The organism is Rhizobium sp. RM (genome assembly GCF_013390595.1).
In the GTDB taxonomy this organism is placed as follows: Bacteria; Pseudomonadota; Alphaproteobacteria; order Rhizobiales; family Rhizobiaceae; genus Agrobacterium.
The window spans coordinates 142,743-161,914 of record NZ_JACAWV010000003.1 but is presented as its reverse complement, the minus strand read 5'-3'; the positions used below and the strand labels follow the sequence as shown (position 1 = coordinate 161,914).

Here is a 19,172-nt window from a genome sequence, read left to right as displayed (position 1 = left end):
GATCCGCTTGAAAATAGTATTTTTTAACAAACCGGCAAAAGCAGGCACGAATACGGCCTGATGCGCAACCTTGAGCGGGTGGCATGGGAGAGGGTGGAATGCAGAACGTGATCGAGAACGACCTGACGGAAGTGCGGTTCTCGTTGAAAAACATGCTGGGAGAAGGAATGCTTCTGACGGCAGAGGAGGATATAGCCCGTTACTGCCGTGACTGGCACGGGGACGTGACGAGTTCGGCGGTCGCCGTCATTCGTCCGCGTTCGACGGAAGAAGTCTCTGCTGCCGTTCGCGCCTGCGCTGAACTGAAACTTGCCATCATTCCCCAAGGCGGCAACACCGGATTGGTTCTGGGCGCAACACCCGACGCACCTGCAGGACAGGTCGTCATCAGCCTCGAGCGCATGAATGCCATCCGCACCATCGACAGCGACGATTTTTCCGCAGTCGTGGAAGCCGGATGCATCCTCTCGGAATTCAAGGACGCCGTCGAAGACAAGGACATGTTCTTTCCGCTGTCACTGGGAGCCCAGGGTAGCTGCCGCATCGGTGGCAACGTCTCAACCAATGCCGGCGGTATCAACGTGCTGCGCTACGGCATGACGCGCGAACTGGTTCTCGGCCTCGAAGTTGTTTTGCCGGACGGCACGATCTGGAACGGCCTATCCACATTGCGCAAGGACAATCGCGGCATTGATCTCAAGCAACTGTTCATCGGCGCGGAAGGAACGCTTGGCATCATTACCGCCGTTGCGGTCAAACTCTATCCTAACCCTGAACACGTCGAGACAGCGCTGCTGGGCCTTAATTCGCTCGATGACGCCATCAAGCTTTATCGCCGCGCGCGCCGTGAATGCTGTGACCTGATGTCGGCTTTTGAATTCATGCCGCCGGTGGCTTTCACACTGGCGATCGAAGCCATTCCCGACCTCAAGATGCCGATTGCTGCGGATTATCCCGCCTATGTGCTGATGGAGATTTCCGGTTCGGGCCTGGTCGACACGGCCGATCTGATGGGACGTTTCCTTGAAGGTGTCATGGAAGACGGGCTGGTGCTGGACGGCGTCATTGCCTCATCCCGTGCGCAGGCGCAACAGCTCTGGCTGTTCCGCGAAGGCATGAACGAGGGCCAGGCCCTGCGCGGCTCGCATATGCGCACTGACATTTCCGTGCCGCTTTCGAAGCTCTCGGCCTTCGTGGCTGAAGCTGAAGCCGAACTGGCGGATCGCCTGCCGGAATGCCTTGCCGTGTCTTATGGGCATGTCGGAGACGGCAATGTGCACCTCAACGTTCTGCCGCCGAACGGCTCGACGCCGGACGAACGAACAGCGCTCATCTACAAATCCAAAACCCTCGTCAATGAGGTGCTGGATCGTTACGTCGGCAGCATCAGTGCCGAGCATGGCATCGGCCGCCTGAAGCGCGGCGACTTTGAAAGCCGCCTGTCCGACGTGCAGCGCCAGATGATCACCAACCTGAAATCCGCGTTTGACCCGGATTTGCGCATGAATCCCGGTTGCCAGATCAGCCTTTCGGCGGATAGCTAAGTAAAAACGTGGACGGCTTTACCAAAAAGCCGTCCACAAAACCTCTGCAGGCGAAGGAGGAAGTCGCACGCAGAGGCGAAGATAAAAGCAATAATTCCGCGAAACGGGAGCAGGCATGACGCTGGAGTTCAATCAGATACATCGCAACGATCACCTTCCCGGCCGCATTGCCGCGGAGATCGCCCGCGAAATCAACGATTCGAAACTTGGACCGGGTGACAGATTGCCCACCGAGCATGTACTGGCCAGAACCTTTGGTGTCAGCCGATCGGTTATTCGCGAAGCCATTGCGCAACTGCGCAATGAGGGTTTTGTTGAAACACGGCAAGGTGTCGGCGCGTTTGTCACCGATCCCAGGCAGCGCCTTTCCATTCGCATCGAGCGGTCCCGGCTGAACGACCCGGAAAACTTCAGGGATCTCTTTCAGCTTCGCATGCCGCTGGAGATTGAGGCTGCCGGCCTTGCGGCGCTTCATAGAAGCCCCGAACAATTGACGCGGCTTGCAGAGGCCTTGCAAGGAATGCGGACAGCCGAAGACTGGAGCAAGGACGGCGTGGCGGCGGATCTCGACTTCCACCGCATTCTCGCCGAGGCGACCCAGAATGAATATTTCCTGATGTTTCTTGGCTTTATTGCCGAACGCATCAGCTCTGCGATCAATATCGCGTTCTCCCGTGCAATATTTGGCGAAATCCTCGAAATCACCATCGCCGAACACGTTGCCATCTACGACGCGGTCGCCGCTTCCGATGCCACGGCGGCCAAAAACGCCATGCGCAAGCATCTTATCGGCGCAGCAAGTCGAGTGAACCTGGAACTCGACCTATTCTGAGCTGTAACGCAAAGCTATCGGACAGCTTTGCCGGGTTTTCATGATCAGGGCGACAAACAACGCGAATTTTTGTCTAGGGGACCGCTAGACTCGCTGCAAAAGTCATACTAAGAAAGATCAATATAGCTTGTCAGACATCCAGACAATAAGACCACATGGAGGTGGTCGTCGGGGTTCTGAAGTGGAGGACATACATGACCGTTGCTGGGCCAATCAACGCCACAGATATTTTGCCTGAAGATTTTGCGAGCGCCTTGCTGGTTGGTCGTGTCTGGTCAAAAAGCGAAGATGGGCCCTGCCCCGTGCTTCTGCGTGACGGCGTGCTTTATGATCTCACCTCACTTGCTCCGACCATGGCCGAGCTTCTCGAAAAGATCGATCTGGTCGATCTGCTCGCCGACGTCAGCGGTTTCGTCGCAATCGGCACGCTCGACGCATTTCTCGACGGTTCGGCCGGTGAACTCCTCGCTCCGAACGATATTCAGGCGGTCAAGGCAGCCGGCGTAACCTTCGCCGACAGCATGCTGGAGCGCGTCATCGAAGAGCAGGCCAAAGGCGACCCGTTGCGCGCCCAGGAAATTCGTGTGCGTCTGGCGCCGGTTCTCGGCGACAACCTCAAGGGCCTCGAAGCCGGCTCCGAAAAAGCTGCCGAAGTGAAAAAGCTGCTTCAGGAAATGGGTCTCTGGTCGCAGTATCTTGAAGTTGGCATCGGCCCCGATGCGGAAATTTTCTCCAAGGCACAGGCCATGGCATCCGTCGGTTGCGGCGCCCTCATCGGCGTTCACCCGAAGTCGCAATGGAACAATCCTGAACCGGAAGTCGTCCTTGCCATCACGTCGGATGGACGCATCATCGGCGCAACATTGGGCAACGACGTCAATCTGCGTGACTTCGAAGGACGCTCCGCCCTGCTGCTCAGCAAGGCGAAGGACAACAATGCGTCCTGCGCAATCGGCCCCTTCATCCGTCTTTTTGACGGAAAGTTCAGCATCGAAGATGTCAAGCAGTCGCAGATCTCGCTTCTCGTCGAGGGCACGGATGGCTTCACGATGACGGGCGTCAGCCCGATGCAGGCAATCAGCCGCTCGCCGGAGAATCTGGCTTCGCAACTCTTGAACCGCAATCATCAGTATCCCGATGGCGCGGTATTCTTCCTCGGAACCATGTTTGCACCGGTCAAGGACCGGCATGGTCCCGGTCTCGGCTTCACCCATGCCAAGGGCGACCGCGTGGAAATTTCCACGCCGAAGCTCGGCAGGCTCATCAACTGGGTTACCACCACCGACGAGTGCCCCGAATGGACGTTCGGCACCACGGCTCTGATGCGCAATCTGGCCAAACGAGGGCTACTCTAAAAATTTCTTCGGGAGGGGAAAATGCAAAAGACAATCAATCTCTTTTACCGGATTCTCGAAATCATTCTCGTCTTGCTGCTGGCCGGCATGTCGATCATGGTCTTCGTGAACGTTGTCATGCGTTACACGATGAATTCCGGTATCAACGTGTCGGAAGAGTTGTCGCGCTATTTCTTCGTGTGGCTGACCTTTATCGGTGCCGTTCTCACCTTTCGCGAGAACAGCCACATGGGCATCGAAACGCTCGTCATGTTCCTGTCGCGACGCGCACGCGTCTTCTGCATGATCATCTCGAACATCATCATTCTTGTCTGTTCCGCCATTTTCTTCTGGGGAACCTGGAAGCAGTCCGGCATCAACGCCAGCATGCACGCCCCCGTAACCAAGCTCTCGATGATCTGGGTGTACGGCGTTGGCATGTTTACCGGCGGCCTGATGTTCATCATCGCGCTCGAACGCCTCTACCGTTATCTCACGGGCCGCGTGACCGATGATGAAATCGCCCAGTTTGCGGGTGAAAACCTGACGATCGAACAGCTTTCGGAGCGCTGATACCATGACACTTTTCGTTTTTGTCGGCTCTCTGCTGGGAGCCATGGCGATTGGCGTTCCCGTCGCATTCTCGCTGATGTTCTGTGGCGTCGTGCTCATGGCTTACATGGGCATGTTCAACACCCAGATCATTGCTCAGAACATGATCTCGGGCGCTGATACCTTCACGCTGCTGGCTATTCCCTTTTTCATTCTTGCCGGCGAACTGATGAACTCCGGTGGCCTCTCCCGCCGCATCATCGACTTCGCGATTGCTCTCGTCGGTCACATTCGCGGCGGTCTTGGCATCGTTGCGATCATGGCTGCGATCATCATGGCCAGCATCTCCGGTTCGGCTGCGGCTGATACCGCAGCGCTTGCCGCGATCCTGATCCCGATGATGGCGAAAGCCGGTTACAACATTCCGCGCTCCGGTGGTCTGATCGCCGCAGGCGGCATCATTGCTCCGGTCATCCCGCCGTCCATGGCCTTCATTGTTTTCGGCGTTGCCGCGAACGTCTCGATCACCCAGCTCTTCCTTGCCGGTATCGTCCCAGGCGTCCTGATGGGTATTTCGCTGATCGCTGCCTGGCTGATCGTGGTACGTAAGGACAATGTTCAGCCGCTGCCGAAGACGTCGGCAAAAGAGCGCCTGACAGCCACGGCACGCGCCGGATGGGCGCTCGGCATGCCGGTCATCATCCTCGGTGGCATCAAGGCCGGCATCATGACCCCCACCGAAGCCGCCGTTGTGGCCGCCGCCTACGCTCTGTTCGTCGGCATGGTCATCTACCGCGAGCTGAAGCCGGCGGACCTCTTCCACGTTCTCCTGCGTGCCGCAAAAAGCACCTCGATCATCATGTTCCTGGTCTGCGCCGCGCTGGTTTCGGCATGGCTCATCACGGCTGCGAACATTCCGAACGAAGTCGCAGGCTACATTGAACCGCTGATCGACCGCCCGATGCTCCTGATGGCCGTCATCATGGTCCTCGTCTTCGTCGTCGGTACGGCGCTCGACCTGACGCCGACCATCCTGATCCTCACGCCTGTTTTGATGCCGATCGTCAAACAGGCGGGTATCGATCCGGTCTACTTCGGCGTACTCTTCATCATCAACAATGCCATCGGCTTGATTACCCCTCCGGTTGGCGTCGTTCTGAACGTTGTCAGCGGTGTGGGACGCATTCCGCTGGGCAAGGTGACGGTCGGTGTATGGCCGTTCCTCGTGGCCGAACTCATTGTCCTGGCGCTGCTTGTCATCTTCCCGGACATCGTTCTCGTGCCGCTGCAATATCTCCGTTAATCCGCAATCCGCTTCTCGCTCACAAATCCAAGGGAGGATATTATGAGAAAGCTTCTTCTGACCACCACTGCAATCGCTTTCGCCGTTGGCGCTGCAGCACCTGCGATGGCTGAATTCAGCAGCCGCAACATCCGTGTTTCGAACGGCATCAATGCTGACCATCCGGTTGGCAACGGCATCAAGGCGATGCAGGCCTGCCTAGACGACAAGTCGGGCGGCAAGCTGAAACTGACGGCATTCTGGGGCGGCGCTCTCGGCGGCGATCTTCAGGCAACCCAGGCACTGCGCTCCGGCGTTCAGGAAGCCGTTGTGACGTCCTCGTCCCCGCTCGTTGGCCTGATCCCGGCCCTCGGCGTGTTCGACCTGCCGTTCCTGTTCTCCAACGCTCAGGAAGCTGACGCCGTTATGGACGGTGAGTTCGGCAACATGATGAACAAGAAGCTGGAAGAGCAGGGTCTCGTAAACCTGGCTTACTGGGAAAACGGTTTCCGCAACCTGTCGAACTCCAAGCACGCTGTTAACAAGTGGGAAGATTTCTCCGGCTTGAAGGTTCGCGTGATGCAGAACAACATCTTCCTTGACACCTTCCAGAACCTCGGTGCCAACGCAACGCCGATGGCTTTCGGCGAAGTCTTCTCCGCACTTGAAACCAACGCAATCGACGCGCAGGAAAACCCCTACGTAACGATCGATACGTCCAAGTTCTACGAAGTCCAGAAGTACATCACGGAAACGAACCACGCTTACACGCCGTTCCTGTTCCTCTTCTCCAAGCCGATCTTCGACAGCTACGCTCCTGAAGAGCAGGCTGCCCTGCGCGAGTGCGCGGCCGTTGGCCGTGACGAAGAGCGCAAGGTCATCCGCGATCTGAACCAGAAGTCCCTGGAAAAGATCAAGGCTGCCGGCCTCGAAGTGAACACGCTGTCGGCTGAAGAGCAGGCCCGTATCCGCGAAAAGTCGATGGTCGTTTACGAAAAGCACAAGGCTGAAATCGGCGCTGACGTCGTTGACGCCGTTCTCGCGGACCTGAAGAAGATCCGCGGTCAGTAATCGCACTGACCTAGAATGAAAAACACCCGGAGGTTCCGCCTCCGGGTGTTTTTGTTTGTGCCATCGGCAAGAAGAAAGGCTGCCGAAGCAGCCTTTTCAAGACAGTTGGACGATCAGGACGCCGCCAGCCGGTTCTGCCGGTTGGCGATGAGATCTTCGACCACCGCCGGATCGGCAAGTGTCGAGGTGTCTCCCAAGGCTCCGAAATCGTCTTCGGCGATTTTTCTGAGAATACGGCGCATGATCTTGCCGGAGCGTGTCTTCGGCAGACCGGGTGCGAACTGGATCTTGTCAGGCGTGGCGACGGGCCCGATCTCGTTGCGCACGTGTTTGACCAGTTCCTCGCGAAGCGCATAGTCACCGTTCTGGCCGGCCATCAGCGTCACATAGCAATAAATGCCCTGCCCCTTGATGGCATGCGGATAACCGACAACCGCCGCTTCCGAAACCAGATGGTGCGACACCAGCGCCGATTCCACTTCCGCTGTGCCAAGTCGGTGGCCAGACACGTTGAGCACATCGTCGACGCGGCCGGTAATCCAGTAATATCCGTCCTCGTCGCGACGGCAGCCATCGCCGGTGAAATACTTACCCTTGTAAGTGGAGAAGTAGGTGTCGATGAAACGCTGGTGATCGCCATAGACACTGCGCGACTGCCCGGGCCAACTGTCGGTGATGCACAGGTTGCCGTCGGCCGGGCCTTCAAGAACGTTGCCTTCCGCGTCGACAAGCTGTGGCTGTACGCCAAAGAATGGTCGTGTCGCCGAACCGGGCTTCAGATCGGTCGCGCCCGGCAGCGGCGAAATCAGGATACCGCCAGTCTCCGTCTGCCACCATGTATCGACGATCGGGCTCTTGTCCTCACCGACGACGTGGTAATACCACTCCCAGGCTTCCGGGTTGATCGGCTCGCCCACGGTGCCGAGCAGACGGATGCTGGAGCGCGACGAGCGCGTGACAAACTGGTCACCCGCGCCCATCAGCGAACGCAACGCTGTTGGCGCCGTATAGAAGATATTGACCTTGTGCTTGTCGATCACCTCCCAGAAACGTCCCTGATCCGGAAAGTTGGGCACGCCCTCGAACATCAGCGTTGTCGCGCAGTTCGCCAGCGGTCCGTATACGATATAAGAATGCCCGGTCACCCAGCCAACGTCGGCCGTACACCAGTAGACCTCTCCATCCTTGTAATCGAACACATATTCGTGCGTCATCGAGGTATAGACGAGATACCCGCCCGTCGTGTGCAGAACGCCCTTTGGTTTGCCGGTGGAACCGGACGTATAAAGAATGAAAAGCGGATCTTCCGCCCTCATCTTCACGGGCGGGCAATCCGGTTTCACGGTGGCAATTTCCTGATGATACCAGACATCGCGGCCGGGTGCCCAGCCAGTCTTGCCGCCGGTGCGGCGGACAACCAGAACCTTGTTGACGATGACATATTGCTTCGCCGCGATGTCGATCGCCTTGTCGGTATTTTCCTTCAGCGGGATCGGCTTGCCACCACGCACGCCTTCATCGCAGGTGATAACAAACGTCGACTGGCAATCGACAATGCGGCCCGCCAGCGCTTCGGGCGAGAAACCACCGAAAACCACGGAATGAATGGCGCCGATACGCGCGCAGGCCAGCATCGCATAAGCTGCCTCCGGGATCATCGGCATATAGATGGTAACGCGGTCACCCTTTTTGACGCCATGTTTCTTCAGGACGTTCGCGAGACGGCAGACGTAATCATAAAGCTGATTGTAGGTGATCTTCTTGTCGATATAGGGATTGTCGCCTTCCCAGATGATCGCGGTACGTTCGCCATGCGTCTTCAGATGCCGGTCGATACAGTTGTAAGAAACGTTGGTAAGACCGTCCTCAAACCACTTGATCGGCACGCGCCCGCGAAACGAGGTGTTCTTGACCTTGGTATATGGCTTGAACCAGTCGATCCGCCGGCCGTGCTTGTCCCAGAACTTTTCCGGGTCCTCGACGCTCTCCTGATACCATTTCTGGTAACGCTCGTTGTCAATGAGCGTACGGGCCTTTGCCGACTTGAGCACCGGATAGATTTTGGCAGACATGAACTCCTCCTGGAACCAGATATGTCTTGTTTTCTGCCCAAGACTCCCACCTCAGACATGTGTTCAATTCATAGCAGTTCAACTTCGTACGGCAATTAGACAAAGGTCATTTGTTGCACAAAGAATTGCAATTCTGATGCAATGCAGCTATAGAGCCTCCATATCCCGGAAATTAGTGGTTAGTACCCACGGCCCGCGACACCGGCGCGGACGGACAGAAGGATTGTATCTATGGCTCAACAATTGCTCATGCCAAAGGCGACCGCCGTATGGCTGGTTGATAACACCGCGCTGTCGTTCGATCAGATCGCTACGTTCTGCAAGCTGCATCCGCTCGAAGTGAAGGCAATTGCCGACGGTGAAGCCGCGCAGGGCATCAAGGGTCTCGACCCCATTGCAACCGGACAGCTTTCCCGTGACGAGATTGTCCGCGCCGAAGGCAATCCGAACCACAAGCTGAAGCTTTCCGAGCCGAAGGTTCGCGTGCCGGAATCCAAGCGCCGTGGCCCGCGTTATACGCCGGTTTCCAAGCGTCAGGACCGTCCGAATGCCATTCTCTGGCTGGTCCGTAACCATGCTGAACTGAAGGACGCGCAGATTTCGCGCCTCGTTGGTACGACCAAGTCCACCATCGAGCAGATTCGCGATCGTACGCACTGGAACTCGGCCAACCTTACGCCGATGGACCCGGTAACGCTCGGTCTCTGCAGCCAGATCGATCTCGACCTTGAAGTCGAACGCGCATCGCGCGGCCGTCCGCTGCCAACTGCAGAAGAGCTGGACAACACGCTGCAGCCTGCAGCCGCGACCGAAGGCCTGAACTACAGCTTCCAGCGTGAAGAGGAAGAGCAGATCGACGCCGACGCCGTGTTCAGAAAGCTGAGCTCGTTGAAGTCGACGAAGACCGACGAAGATGAGGACGATCAGTACTGATTCGTCCGCAGTCATCGGATTTACAAAACCCGGCTTCAAGGCCGGGTTTTTTGTTAAAGGCTTAGTCTTTTTCCCTCACTCAGAGTCAGCGAGCACCGAAAATCGCTGAGCCGACACGAACACTGGTTGCGCCAAACTCCACAGCTGTCTCGAAATCGCCGGACATGCCCATGGAAAGCTTCTCGAGGCCACACTGAGCGGCGAGCTTGGCCAAAAGCGCAAAATGCGGGCCAGGATTTTCATCTGCCGGGGGGATGCACATCAGCCCCTCGACCGGCATCTTCAATTCGTCACGACAAAAAGCGACAAAGGCTGCCGTTTCGCGCGGATCGATACCGGCTTTCTGTTCTTCAAGCCCCGTATTGACCTGAATATAAAAACGAAGATGACGTCCCTGCTTTTCGCATTCTGCCGCAAGAGCACGGGCAATTTTTTCCCGATCGACACTCTGGATGACGTCGAACAGTTCCACGGCGTCTACTGCCTTGTTGGATTGCAGCGGTCCTATCAAATGCAGTTCGATATCAGGGGTCTTTTCTTTCAGCGCCGGCCATTTGCCTTGCGCCTCCTGCACACGGTTCTCGCCGAAAACGCGCTGACCACAGTCGATCACCGGCTCAATCGCGTCAGCGTCAAAAGTTTTCGAAACGGCAACAAGCGTAACATCATCCGCCTTGCGACCGGATTTTTCAGCAACATCCGCAATCCGGTGCCTGACATCTTCAAGACGCGCTTCGATTTCCATGGGAGGACCTTCGTTTGAACCGTTTTCAACGCTAACTAGACGCCTGCAGCCTTGATGCCAAGCAGGTTTCGCACCATTTGATGAGCGCTGGCCAAGTTTGAACGTCCTAATGCCCCGCCAAACTTGACGCCCCGGTCGTTTCATGGTGAAGGTCAGCGCAAATTTTTCCCCTCGATACCCGGATTTCTAAAGACATGGCCATCGAACGTTACAATCCTCGCGACGCCGAGCCGCGCTGGCAGCAGAAATGGAACGAAGACAATGTTTTCGTCACCGACAACAGCGACCCGCGTGAGAAATATTACGTTCTAGAGATGTTCCCGTATCCATCGGGCCGCATCCACATGGGCCATGTGCGCAACTACGCCATGGGCGATGTTGTTGCGCGTTACAAGCGCGCGCGCGGTTTCAACGTTCTGCACCCAATGGGCTGGGACGCTTTCGGCATGCCCGCCGAAAACGCTGCCATGCAGAACAAGGTTCATCCAAAGGACTGGACCTACCAGAACATCGCCACGATGCGCGGCCAGCTGAAGTCCATGGGCCTGTCCCTGGATTGGACCCGCGAATTTGCCACCTGTGACGTCGAGTACTACCACCGTCAGCAGGCGTTGTTCATCGACTTCATGGAAAAGGGCCTGGTCTATCGCAAGCAGTCCAAGGTCAACTGGGACCCGGTCGACCATACGGTTCTGGCTAACGAACAAGTGATCGACGGTCGCGGCTGGCGCTCCGGCGCTCTGGTCGAACAGCGCGAACTGACGCAATGGTTCTTCCGCATCACCGATTTCAGCCAGGATCTGCTGGACGAACTGGATACGCTGGACCAGTGGCCGGAAAAAGTTCGCTTGATGCAGAAGAACTGGATTGGCCGATCCGAGGGCCTGTCGCTGCGTTGGCAGACAGTTGCGGCGACAGCGCCGGAAGGTTTTTCGGATATCACCGTTTACACCACACGCCCGGACACGTTGTTCGGTGCATCGTTCATCGCCATTGCCGCCGATCATCCGCTGGCCAGGGAACTGTCCGCAAAGAACCCGGCCATCGCCGAATTCTGCGATGAGTGCCGTCGTCATGGCACCTCGCTCGCAGCTTTGGAAACGGCCGAGAAAAAGGGCGTGGACACTGGCGTGAAGGTCGTTCACCCGCTGGACCCAACTTGGGAACTGCCGGTCTACATCGCCAACTTCGTGTTGATGGACTACGGCACCGGTGCAATCTTCGGCTGCCCGTCCGGCGACCAGCGCGACCTGGATTTCGCGCGCAAGTACGGCCTGCCGGTCGTTGCGGTTGTTGCGCCTGAAGGCCCGGATCAGGATAACTTCACTGTTGGCGACACAGCTTATGTCGATGACGGCGTGATGATCAATTCACAGTTCCTGAACGGCATGAAGACGGCAGACGCATTTGAAGCGATCGTGCAGAAACTGTCCGCTCAGACCTTGGGCAACGCGCCGCAGGCAGAGCGCAAGGTCAATTTCCGCCTGCGTGATTGGGGCATCTCCCGCCAGCGCTATTGGGGCTGCCCGATCCCGGTCATTCATTGTGAAGTCTGTGGCGTCGTTCCGGTTCCGAAAAAGCAATTGCCGGTCAAGCTGCCTGACGACGTGACATTCGACGTCCCCGGCAACCCGCTGGATCGTCATCCGACATGGCGTCACGTTGCCTGCCCGCAGTGCGGTGCAGACGCACGTCGTGAAACCGACACCATGGATACTTTTGTCGATTCGAGCTGGTATTACACGCGCTTTACCGCACCATGGGAAGACGAGCCGACCGATCCTAAGGTTGCCAATCGCTGGCTGCCGGTCGATCAGTATATCGGCGGCATCGAACATGCGATCCTGCACCTGCTCTATTCGCGTTTCTTTACCCGCGCGATGCGCGAGACCGGCCATGTCGACGTGAAGGAACCATTCAAGGGCCTCTTCACGCAGGGTATGGTGGTGCATGAAACCTACAGCCGCGGTGAAGGGACTGCGCGCGAATGGATCGCACCTGCGGACCTGCGGATCGACGAAACGGACGGAAACCGTCGTGCATTCCTGTTGTCGTCTGGCGACGAGGTGAAGATCGGCTCGATCGAGAAAATGTCGAAGTCGAAAAAGAACGTTGTCGATCCGGACGACATCATCGCATCTTACGGCGCTGACACTGCCCGTTTCTTCGTTCTGTCCGACTCTCCGCCGGACCGTGACGTCATCTGGTCTGAATCCGGCGTTGAAGGCGCACACCGCTTTGTACAGCGCGTCTGGCGCATCATCGGCGAAGCCGCCGAAGAGTTGAAGGCCGTGACAGGAAAGCCTGCGACGGACGGCGAAGGCTTGGCTGCCTCGAAGGCTGCGCACAAGACGCTGAAGGCGGTTCAGGAAGATCTGGACAAGCTGGCCTTCAACAAGGCCATCGCACGCATCTACGAACTGGTCAACGCACTGGCCGGCCCGCTCGCCGACGTGTCGGCTGGTGGCAAGCCAGAGGACGTCAAGGCAGCGGCGCGCGATGCCGTCGAAATTCTGATTCGCATGATCGCGCCGATGACACCGCACCTGGCCGAAGAATGCTGGTCCGTGCTTGGCAATGACGGTCTTGTGGCGCAGAGCCCCTGGCCGACGTTCGTTCCCGCGCTGGTCGAGGAAAACGACGTCACCATGCCGGTGCAGGTCAATGGCAAGAAGCGTGGCGAATTGACAATCGCGCGCGATGCGGATCAAGATGCCGTCCGTGCGGCCGCCCTTGCGCTGGATGCCGTCAAATCTCTTCTTGCCGGCGGCGAGCCCAAGAAAGTCATCGTGGTTCCGCAAAGGATTGTGAACATTGTTGTCTGACGCATTTTCGAGATGGAGCCGCACTGCGGCGGCACTTTCCGTCGTGCTGGTGGCTGGCGTTCTTGCCGGGTGCCAGGCCCGGCCGCTCTACGGCGGAGCGTCGGGAACGAAAGAGAGGCTGGCGGCTGTCAGCTTCGCTCCTGCGCATGACAGAATCTCCCAGGAAGTTCGCAACAACCTGATCTTCCTGGCTTCTGGCGGCGCTGGCGAACCTGCTACGGCTCAGTACAATCTCAAGATGACAGTCAGCTCGAGTGCGACCTCCACCGAAGTCGAAAACTACGATCTGACGTCGCGAACCAACAACAACTACGATGGTCCCTACCCGGGCCGCGTGGTGATGAATGGTCAATACGTGCTGACGCGCGTGTCCGATGGACAGATCCTGCGCTCTGCGCGCCGCAGCGTGACCGCACAGGTCGATCTGCCGCAGCAGGAATTCGCAAAGATCCGTGCGATCCGCGACGCAGAAAACCGCGCAGCGCGCGAACTGGCTGAAATCATCCGTACGGATATCGCCGCCACGCTCGGCCGCTGAGACCGGGCGCGATGACGGAAATAAAGTCTCATGAATTCGAGCGCTTCGCCGAAAACCCGGCGGAGCGTTTTCGCATTTTTGTGATTTATGGCCCTGATCGCGGCCTCGTCTCCGAACGCGCAAGCCTCATTGCCAAGAAAACAGGCATCGATCCCGATGATGCTTTCGCGTCGTTGAAACTGAGTGCTTCCGATCTCCAGGGCGATCCGGGCCGGCTTCTCGATGAAGTCAATGCCATCGGGCTTTTCGGCGGAGAGAAACTCGTCTGGGTCAAGAACGCTGCGGCCGAAAAAGCGCTCGTTGATGCGCTTCAGGTTCTTGCCGAAACACCGCCGGAGGCAAGCTTCCTGATTATTGAAGCGGGTGACCTCAAAAAGGGAACGGGACTGCGCAAGATCGCCGAGCCCGCCCGATCAATCGCCGCGATCCCCTGCTACGCCGACGATGCCCGTGCTCTTAATGCCCTGATCGACCAGGAACTGTCCGGAGACAATCTGCGCATCGCACCCGCTGCACGCCAGCGCCTCATTGAATCGCTCGGCGGCGACCGCATTGCCTCCCGCAATGAGATCCGCAAGCTCGCACTTTACGGCCGTGGCATGGAGGTGATTGAGGAAGACGACGTGATGGCCATCATCGGCGATGCCAGCGCGATTTCGACCGACGATGCCGTCGATGCCATCCTGAAAGGTGATCGAAACGCCTTCTTCCATGCGACGCAGAAGATCATTGCGTCGAAGACGCCGATTTTCCTTGTCCTTCAAGGCTGCCTGAAACAGTTTCAGCTTCTGGACCAGATGCGCGCGGAAATGGATGAGAAAAAATTGCAGGCCGGACAGGTCATGCAGACACTTGGACGGCACATTCATTTTCGTCGTAAACCGGTGATCGAAAGAGCTCTGCGCACGTGGCAACCAGCGGCGATCGCCAGGGAAATGAACCGTTTGCAGGCGGCTATCCTGCAAAGCCGCCAGCGACAAAGCCTGGAGGAAAGCGTGGCCTTGCTGACGCTGCTCGCAACGACGCTGCAATCGGGTCGATCCGGATAAAACAAAAGCCCCGGCTTCTAGACCGGAGCTTCTGAAATCATCTGATATGGTGCTTAGTCGCCCTGACCGGCTTCAGCGGAGAAGTAAAGCTCCAGCTTGCCTTCCACGCCATCCATTTCCTTGGCTTCCGGCATGGGATCACGCTTGACGGTGATGTTGGGCCAGATGGCGGCATATTCGGCATTCAGCTTCAACCACTTGTCGAGACCTGGCTCCGTATCGGGCTTGATAGCCTCGGCGGGACATTCCGGTTCGCATACGCCGCAGTCGATGCATTCGTCAGGATTGATGGCAAGGAAGTTTTCGCCTTCGTAGAAACAATCGACGGGGCAGACTTCAACACAGTCGGTATATTTGCAGCGGATGCAATTATCGGTCACGACATACGTCATGATGAACTCCAGAATATGCAGGCCGGGTCATTGGGCTTCGGAACACAAGCCGTCGCCCGGATTTTCAGACAGGGCATTTTCGCATGTGACGTAATGCGTTTGTCATCCAATGGCAAGGATAAACAGTTCTGAATTGGGAGCGTACGTAGACGCTTATTCTAATCGCGGTCTTCGCCAGCGTCTGAAATGAACTTGTCGAGCGCACGGCGCTCTTTTTTCGTCGGGCGCCCGGAGCCCGGCAGTCGCATTGCCTGCTCGAGATGCGTTATCCGCTCTCCCGGCTCGCGCGGCGGCGTGATGTCGTCGTAAAGGAGCTTTGCTTCCTCGAAAGGCCCACGGCGCTCTCCGCCACCTTTCACGATCAGCACGCGATCCATCCGCTCGAAGCGAATGTCCAGCCTGTCGCCCGCCTTGACCATGTGACTGGACTGGCGGATGACCGTATCGTTTACCCGTACCAGACCGGACTGGATATAGCCCTGGGCAACTGAACGGGATTTGGCCATGCGAGCAAAGAACAGCCACTTGTCCAGACGCTGGCGCGTACTTTCCGGTGACTGTTCCTTGCTTCCCATAGACTTACTTCTTCAGCTGCTCCTTGAGAGCAGCGAGCTTTGCAAAGGGTGAATCCGGATCAAGCGGCTTTTCCTTGCGGGGCGGCTTTGCCTCGAAGCGCTGGCCCTGCTGGGGCTTGCCGCCACGATCGTTGCGATCCGGCCTGTCCTTACGCTCGCCGCGATCATTACGATCGTTGCGGTTGCCGCGATCAGGACGACCACCATCGCGCTTACGCTCGCCGTCACCACGATTGGATGCCTCACGGTTGTCGCGACGGCCTTCGCCACGACGCTCGCCCTGCTCACGTCCACCCTGTTCGCGACCCTGGCCACGATTACCCGGGCGGCGATTCTCGCCACGCTGGTTTTCGTTGCGACCACCTGGACGCCACAACAACACAGGCTTCGGCTCGGCAACTTCGCCAGCCGATGCATCGGCTGCAGGGGCTTCCGCAACAGCAACCTCTGCCGCTGGTGCCTCGGCAACAGCTTCACCCTCGGATGCATCCTGCGGATCGGCGTCGTCGTGGGCCTCGGCTGCATCCACTGCACCAGCGTCGTCGGCCTTGGCAGGCTCACCGCTCTGGCTTGCGAGGAACGCCTGCGCTTCTTCCGCCGTCACCTGATCAGCACGGTAGCCAAGACCCTTCAGGATCTCTTCCATATCGTCGAGCGTTGCACCGAGAATGGACAGCATGGCCGTCGTCGTTGTGAAACGGCGACCGTCATAGGCACCCTCCGGCCGCGACTGCTGGCCCGGCTTCCACTGCAGCAACGGACGGATGAGGTCCGCCAGACGCTCAAGAATATCGATACGAACCGCACGCTTTCCAAGGAAACGGAAGCCAGCAAGCTTGTAGAACATGCGTTCGAAGCTCGGGTCGGTAACAACGGAGGTACGGCCTGCAGCCAGAACAGGGATCAGGTCGCCATAACCAGGCTTGCCCAATCCGTCATTCTTCAAGGCCCAGAGCAGCGTCACCAGTTCTGCCGGTGCGGGCTTGAGAAGCGCCGGCAGGAAAACGTGGTACGCACCGAAACGCACACCATAGCGGCGCATTGAGGCGCGCATGTCCTGATCCAGCGACTTCACCTCTTCGGCGACATCGCGGCGGAACAGTACGCCAAGATTTTCAACGAGCTGGAACGCCAGTCCCTTTGCCAGACCCTGAAGGTCTTCGGCGCGGGAGATATCGTCGAGCGGCTTCAGCACGGTCGCAATCTGATGATTGACGAAACGTTCGACGCGCGCCACCGCATGGTCACGGGCATTGCCGGTCAACTGATCGTCTGCCAGCAGGATGACCCGCGGCTTCATGATATTGTCGCCCGCAGCAAGACGCGCCACCGGCTCGCCCAACCAGCGCACGAGGCCATCGGAGCTTAAAGCAAGGTCGCCATTGCCGCTGGCATGCAGACGCGCAGCACGCGCCTCGAATTCTAGCGCAAGCGCCTTTTGCGCCGCAGACTGTACGGCCTTCTGATCCGGCCCTTCCGTTCCCGGTGCCGGCGTAAACCGGAACCCGGCCAACTGGCCGACGTGATGACCTTCTACGAAGACATCACCATTCACACTGATTTCAGCTTCAAGCATCGCATTCTCTCTCAGGCGCCTCATGAGCACAGATGTCCTGCGATCAACAAAGCGTTTCGTCAACCTTTCATGTAGCGCATCGGACAATCGATCTTCGATTTCCCGAGTCTTTTCTTGCCAGTGTGTCGGATCGGCAAGCCATCCTGGGCGGTTCGATACATAAGTCCATGTTCTGATCTGCGCAATCCTTGCAGACAGCGTATCGATCTCTCCATCAGTGCGGTCCGCCCGGCGCACCTGCTCGGCCATGAAATCTTCATTCACAGTACCGCGTTTGACGAGGTCGAAATAGAGTGTCGAGATCAGATCGGCGTGCTGGGCAGGCGCAATGCGACGATAGTCCGGAAGCGCACAGGCCTCCCACAACTTTTCCACCCGTTCGGGGCTGGTCGTAACGTCGATGATCTCTGGATATCGCGACAGATACTCAAGTGCCTGCTGGTCAATGGCTGGGAGCGCACGCGACAGTCCCTGAATGGTCGGTGCGGCATCCAGGCTCAAACGCAGATTGCCGATCGACGAAAAATCGAAATTCTTGGTTCGCCATTGCAGCACTTTGACGGCATCGAACTGATGCGTCTCAATGCGCTCCACCAATTCATCATCGAAAGGATCGACACGGCCGGTAACGCCAAAGGTCCCATCCCGGAGATGGCGACCGGCACGACCGGCGATCTGACCCATTTCAGCCGGATTGAGATTGCGAAACTGATAACCGTCGAATTTGCGATCCTGCGCAAAAGCGACATGATCGACATCAAGATTGAGCCCCATGCCGATAGCGTCGGTCGCAACGAGATATTCGACGTCGCCGGATTGATAGAGACCAACCTGCGCATTGCGGGTGCGCGGTGAAAGCGCGCCGAGAACAACGGCCGCGCCGCCGCGCTGCCGGCGCACCAGTTCGGCAATCGCATAGACCTCATCGGCGGAAAACGCCACGATGGCCGTGCGTTGCGGCAAACGGGTGATCTTTTTCTGACCCGCATAAAAAAGTTGCGACAAGCGCGGGCGCTCGACCACAACAATGCCTGGCAGCAGTTTTTCCAGTATCGGGCGCATCGTACCGGCGCCCAGAAGCAGTGTTTCTTCCCGCCCCCGCAGATGAAGCACCCGATCGGTGAAAATGTGTCCGCGCTCCAGATCACCGGCGAGCTGGACCTCATCGATCGCTACGAAGGCAGCATTTGTCTCACGCGGCATCGCCTCGACGGTACAGACAGAATATTTTGCCTTGGGGGGAGCGATCTTTTCTTCGCCGGTGATCAGCGCGACATTGGCAGCGCCCACTTTTTCAACCAGACGCGTATAGACTTCCCGCGCCAGCAATCGCAGCGGAAGACCGATGACACCACTACCATGCGCGACCATGCGCTCGATGGCGTAATGCGTCTTGCCGGTATTGGTGGGGCCGAGAACGGCCGTGACACCGCGGCCGCTCAGGATCATGGGGCGAAAATTCAACGTACTGTCCGCTAAATCGACTGCTATTGTCCGCCGCACGCCTCGTTACCAAGGATGCGACTGCACTGAAACACACATGGCAACAGCGACGGCGAAAGGCAATAGCCCGTCATCAATGAAGTCGCGGAACGTGCAATGCCTGTTAATTTTCCATAATAAATTCATACGCTTATTACGAAAAAAGAATCCGGCGACGCACTCTTTTGATTCGGGTACGGAACAGTTTGAGAACGAATCGAATACGAATCGCTGACTCGAGCTGATTCATTTTTTGTTCACGGCAACATATGGACAGGAATCGAAAACGGCATACCAGATTGTGAATCCGGATAAGTGCGAGCATCCCAAAGGGTAATTTAAGCATCGAATCCGGGATTCGGGCTGTCAA

Annotated in this window: 15 protein-coding genes; 10 read left to right on the top strand and 5 right to left on the bottom strand. The window is 57.7% G+C overall.

Annotated elements, in window-relative coordinates:
• Positions 1-98: 98 nt before the first annotated feature.
• The 6 genes from HWX89_RS02960 (at position 99) to HWX89_RS02935 (ending at position 6,615) form a co-directional block, all read left to right on the top strand.
• Positions 99-1,544 carry an FAD-binding oxidoreductase gene (locus HWX89_RS02960; RefSeq protein ID WP_138795215.1) on the top strand — a complete coding sequence of 482 codons (1,446 nt, stop codon included), beginning with the start codon at positions 99-101 and terminating at the stop codon, positions 1,542-1,544.
• 115 nt (positions 1,545-1,659) lie between these two features.
• On the top strand, positions 1,660-2,376 hold the full coding sequence (locus HWX89_RS02955; RefSeq protein WP_138795214.1) for a FadR/GntR family transcriptional regulator: 717 nt from the start codon (positions 1,660-1,662) through the stop codon (positions 2,374-2,376).
• 194 nt (positions 2,377-2,570) lie between these two features.
• Positions 2,571-3,731: a fumarylacetoacetate hydrolase family protein gene (locus tag HWX89_RS02950; RefSeq protein WP_138795213.1), complete on the top strand. Its 1,161-nt coding sequence runs from the start codon at positions 2,571-2,573 to the stop codon at positions 3,729-3,731.
• 21 nt (positions 3,732-3,752) lie between these two features.
• Positions 3,753-4,283, top strand: a complete 531-nt coding sequence (locus tag HWX89_RS02945) for a TRAP transporter small permease (RefSeq protein WP_138795212.1) — start codon at positions 3,753-3,755, stop codon at positions 4,281-4,283.
• Positions 4,284-4,287: 4 nt separating this feature from the next.
• Positions 4,288-5,565, top strand: a complete 1,278-nt coding sequence (locus HWX89_RS02940; RefSeq protein ID WP_138795211.1) for a TRAP transporter large permease — start codon at positions 4,288-4,290, stop codon at positions 5,563-5,565.
• Between the two features lie 42 nt (positions 5,566-5,607).
• Positions 5,608-6,615: a TRAP transporter substrate-binding protein gene (locus HWX89_RS02935; protein WP_138795210.1), complete on the top strand. Its 1,008-nt coding sequence runs from the start codon at positions 5,608-5,610 to the stop codon at positions 6,613-6,615.
• 113 nt (positions 6,616-6,728) lie between these two features.
• On the opposite strand, the gene acs is transcribed toward HWX89_RS02935, so the two are convergent.
• The gene (gene acs, locus HWX89_RS02930) at positions 6,729-8,687 is read right to left on the bottom strand and encodes an acetate--CoA ligase (protein WP_138795209.1); all 1,959 of its coding nucleotides are present in this window, start codon (positions 8,685-8,687) and stop codon (positions 6,729-6,731) included.
• Positions 8,688-8,918: 231 nt separating this feature from the next.
• Here acs and HWX89_RS02925 point away from each other — a divergent pair, with 231 nt between their 5' ends.
• The gene (locus tag HWX89_RS02925) at positions 8,919-9,620 is read left to right on the top strand and encodes a DUF1013 domain-containing protein (protein ID WP_178340602.1); all 702 of its coding nucleotides are present in this window, start codon (positions 8,919-8,921) and stop codon (positions 9,618-9,620) included.
• 85 nt (positions 9,621-9,705) lie between these two features.
• Here HWX89_RS02925 and HWX89_RS02920 read toward each other — a convergent pair whose 3' ends face one another.
• Positions 9,706-10,365, bottom strand: a complete 660-nt coding sequence (locus tag HWX89_RS02920) for a YggS family pyridoxal phosphate-dependent enzyme (RefSeq protein ID WP_138795208.1) — start codon at positions 10,363-10,365, stop codon at positions 9,706-9,708.
• Positions 10,366-10,559: 194 nt separating this feature from the next.
• On the opposite strand from HWX89_RS02920, the gene leuS reads away from it, so the two are divergent.
• From leuS to holA, 3 genes are read left to right on the top strand one after another with little or no spacing between them, the layout of a single operon-like run.
• Positions 10,560-13,190 carry a leucine--tRNA ligase gene (leuS, locus tag HWX89_RS02915; protein ID WP_138795207.1) on the top strand — a complete coding sequence of 877 codons (2,631 nt, stop codon included), beginning with the start codon at positions 10,560-10,562 and terminating at the stop codon, positions 13,188-13,190.
• On the top strand, positions 13,183-13,728 hold the full coding sequence (locus HWX89_RS02910; RefSeq protein WP_178340601.1) for an LPS assembly lipoprotein LptE: 546 nt from the start codon (positions 13,183-13,185) through the stop codon (positions 13,726-13,728). The genes leuS and HWX89_RS02910 overlap by 8 nt, the downstream gene beginning before the upstream one ends.
• An 11-nt stretch (positions 13,729-13,739) precedes the next feature.
• Entirely contained in the window at positions 13,740-14,777 is a 1,038-nt protein-coding gene (gene holA, locus HWX89_RS02905; protein WP_138795206.1) for a DNA polymerase III subunit delta, read from the top strand.
• A 53-nt stretch (positions 14,778-14,830) separates the two neighbouring features.
• Here holA and fdxA read toward each other — a convergent pair whose 3' ends face one another.
• The 3 genes from fdxA to HWX89_RS02890 form a co-directional block, all read right to left on the bottom strand.
• Positions 14,831-15,169, bottom strand: a complete 339-nt coding sequence (gene fdxA / locus HWX89_RS02900; RefSeq protein WP_138795205.1) for a ferredoxin FdxA — start codon at positions 15,167-15,169, stop codon at positions 14,831-14,833.
• Positions 15,170-15,327: 158 nt separating this feature from the next.
• Positions 15,328-15,744 (bottom strand): RNA-binding S4 domain-containing protein, encoded by a 417-nt coding sequence (locus tag HWX89_RS02895; protein WP_138795204.1) that lies wholly within the window; start codon positions 15,742-15,744, stop codon positions 15,328-15,330.
• A gap of 4 nt (positions 15,745-15,748) precedes the next feature.
• Positions 15,749-18,769 (bottom strand): helicase-related protein, encoded by a 3,021-nt coding sequence (locus tag HWX89_RS02890; RefSeq protein WP_138795203.1) that lies wholly within the window; start codon positions 18,767-18,769, stop codon positions 15,749-15,751.
• Positions 18,770-19,172: the final 403 nt, after the last annotated feature.

What these genes read in the sequence shown, in the direction of transcription:
- HWX89_RS02955 (WP_138795214.1), top strand. Translation starts at nt 1,660, where the DNA reads ATGACGCTGGAGTTCAATCAGATACATCGCAACGATCACCTTCCCGGC.
- HWX89_RS02950 (WP_138795213.1), top strand. Translation starts at nt 2,571, where the DNA reads ATGACCGTTGCTGGGCCAATCAACGCCACAGATATTTTGCCTGAAGAT.
- HWX89_RS02945 (WP_138795212.1), top strand. Translation starts at nt 3,753, where the DNA reads ATGCAAAAGACAATCAATCTCTTTTACCGGATTCTCGAAATCATTCTC.
- HWX89_RS02895 (WP_138795204.1), bottom strand. Translation starts at nt 15,744, where the DNA reads ATGGGAAGCAAGGAACAGTCACCGGAAAGTACGCGCCAGCGTCTGGAC.
- fdxA (WP_138795205.1), bottom strand. Translation starts at nt 15,169, where the DNA reads ATGACGTATGTCGTGACCGATAATTGCATCCGCTGCAAATATACCGAC.
- HWX89_RS02935 (WP_138795210.1), top strand. Translation starts at nt 5,608, where the DNA reads ATGAGAAAGCTTCTTCTGACCACCACTGCAATCGCTTTCGCCGTTGGC.
- HWX89_RS02920 (WP_138795208.1), bottom strand. Translation starts at nt 10,365, where the DNA reads ATGGAAATCGAAGCGCGTCTTGAAGATGTCAGGCACCGGATTGCGGAT.
- HWX89_RS02890 (WP_138795203.1), bottom strand. Translation starts at nt 18,769, where the DNA reads ATGATCCTGAGCGGCCGCGGTGTCACGGCCGTTCTCGGCCCCACCAAT.
- holA (WP_138795206.1), top strand. Translation starts at nt 13,740, where the DNA reads ATGACGGAAATAAAGTCTCATGAATTCGAGCGCTTCGCCGAAAACCCG.
- acs (WP_138795209.1), bottom strand. Translation starts at nt 8,687, where the DNA reads ATGTCTGCCAAAATCTATCCGGTGCTCAAGTCGGCAAAGGCCCGTACG.
- HWX89_RS02960 (WP_138795215.1), top strand. Translation starts at nt 99, where the DNA reads ATGCAGAACGTGATCGAGAACGACCTGACGGAAGTGCGGTTCTCGTTG.
- HWX89_RS02925 (WP_178340602.1), top strand. Translation starts at nt 8,919, where the DNA reads ATGGCTCAACAATTGCTCATGCCAAAGGCGACCGCCGTATGGCTGGTT.
- leuS (WP_138795207.1), top strand. Translation starts at nt 10,560, where the DNA reads ATGGCCATCGAACGTTACAATCCTCGCGACGCCGAGCCGCGCTGGCAG.
- HWX89_RS02940 (WP_138795211.1), top strand. Translation starts at nt 4,288, where the DNA reads ATGACACTTTTCGTTTTTGTCGGCTCTCTGCTGGGAGCCATGGCGATT.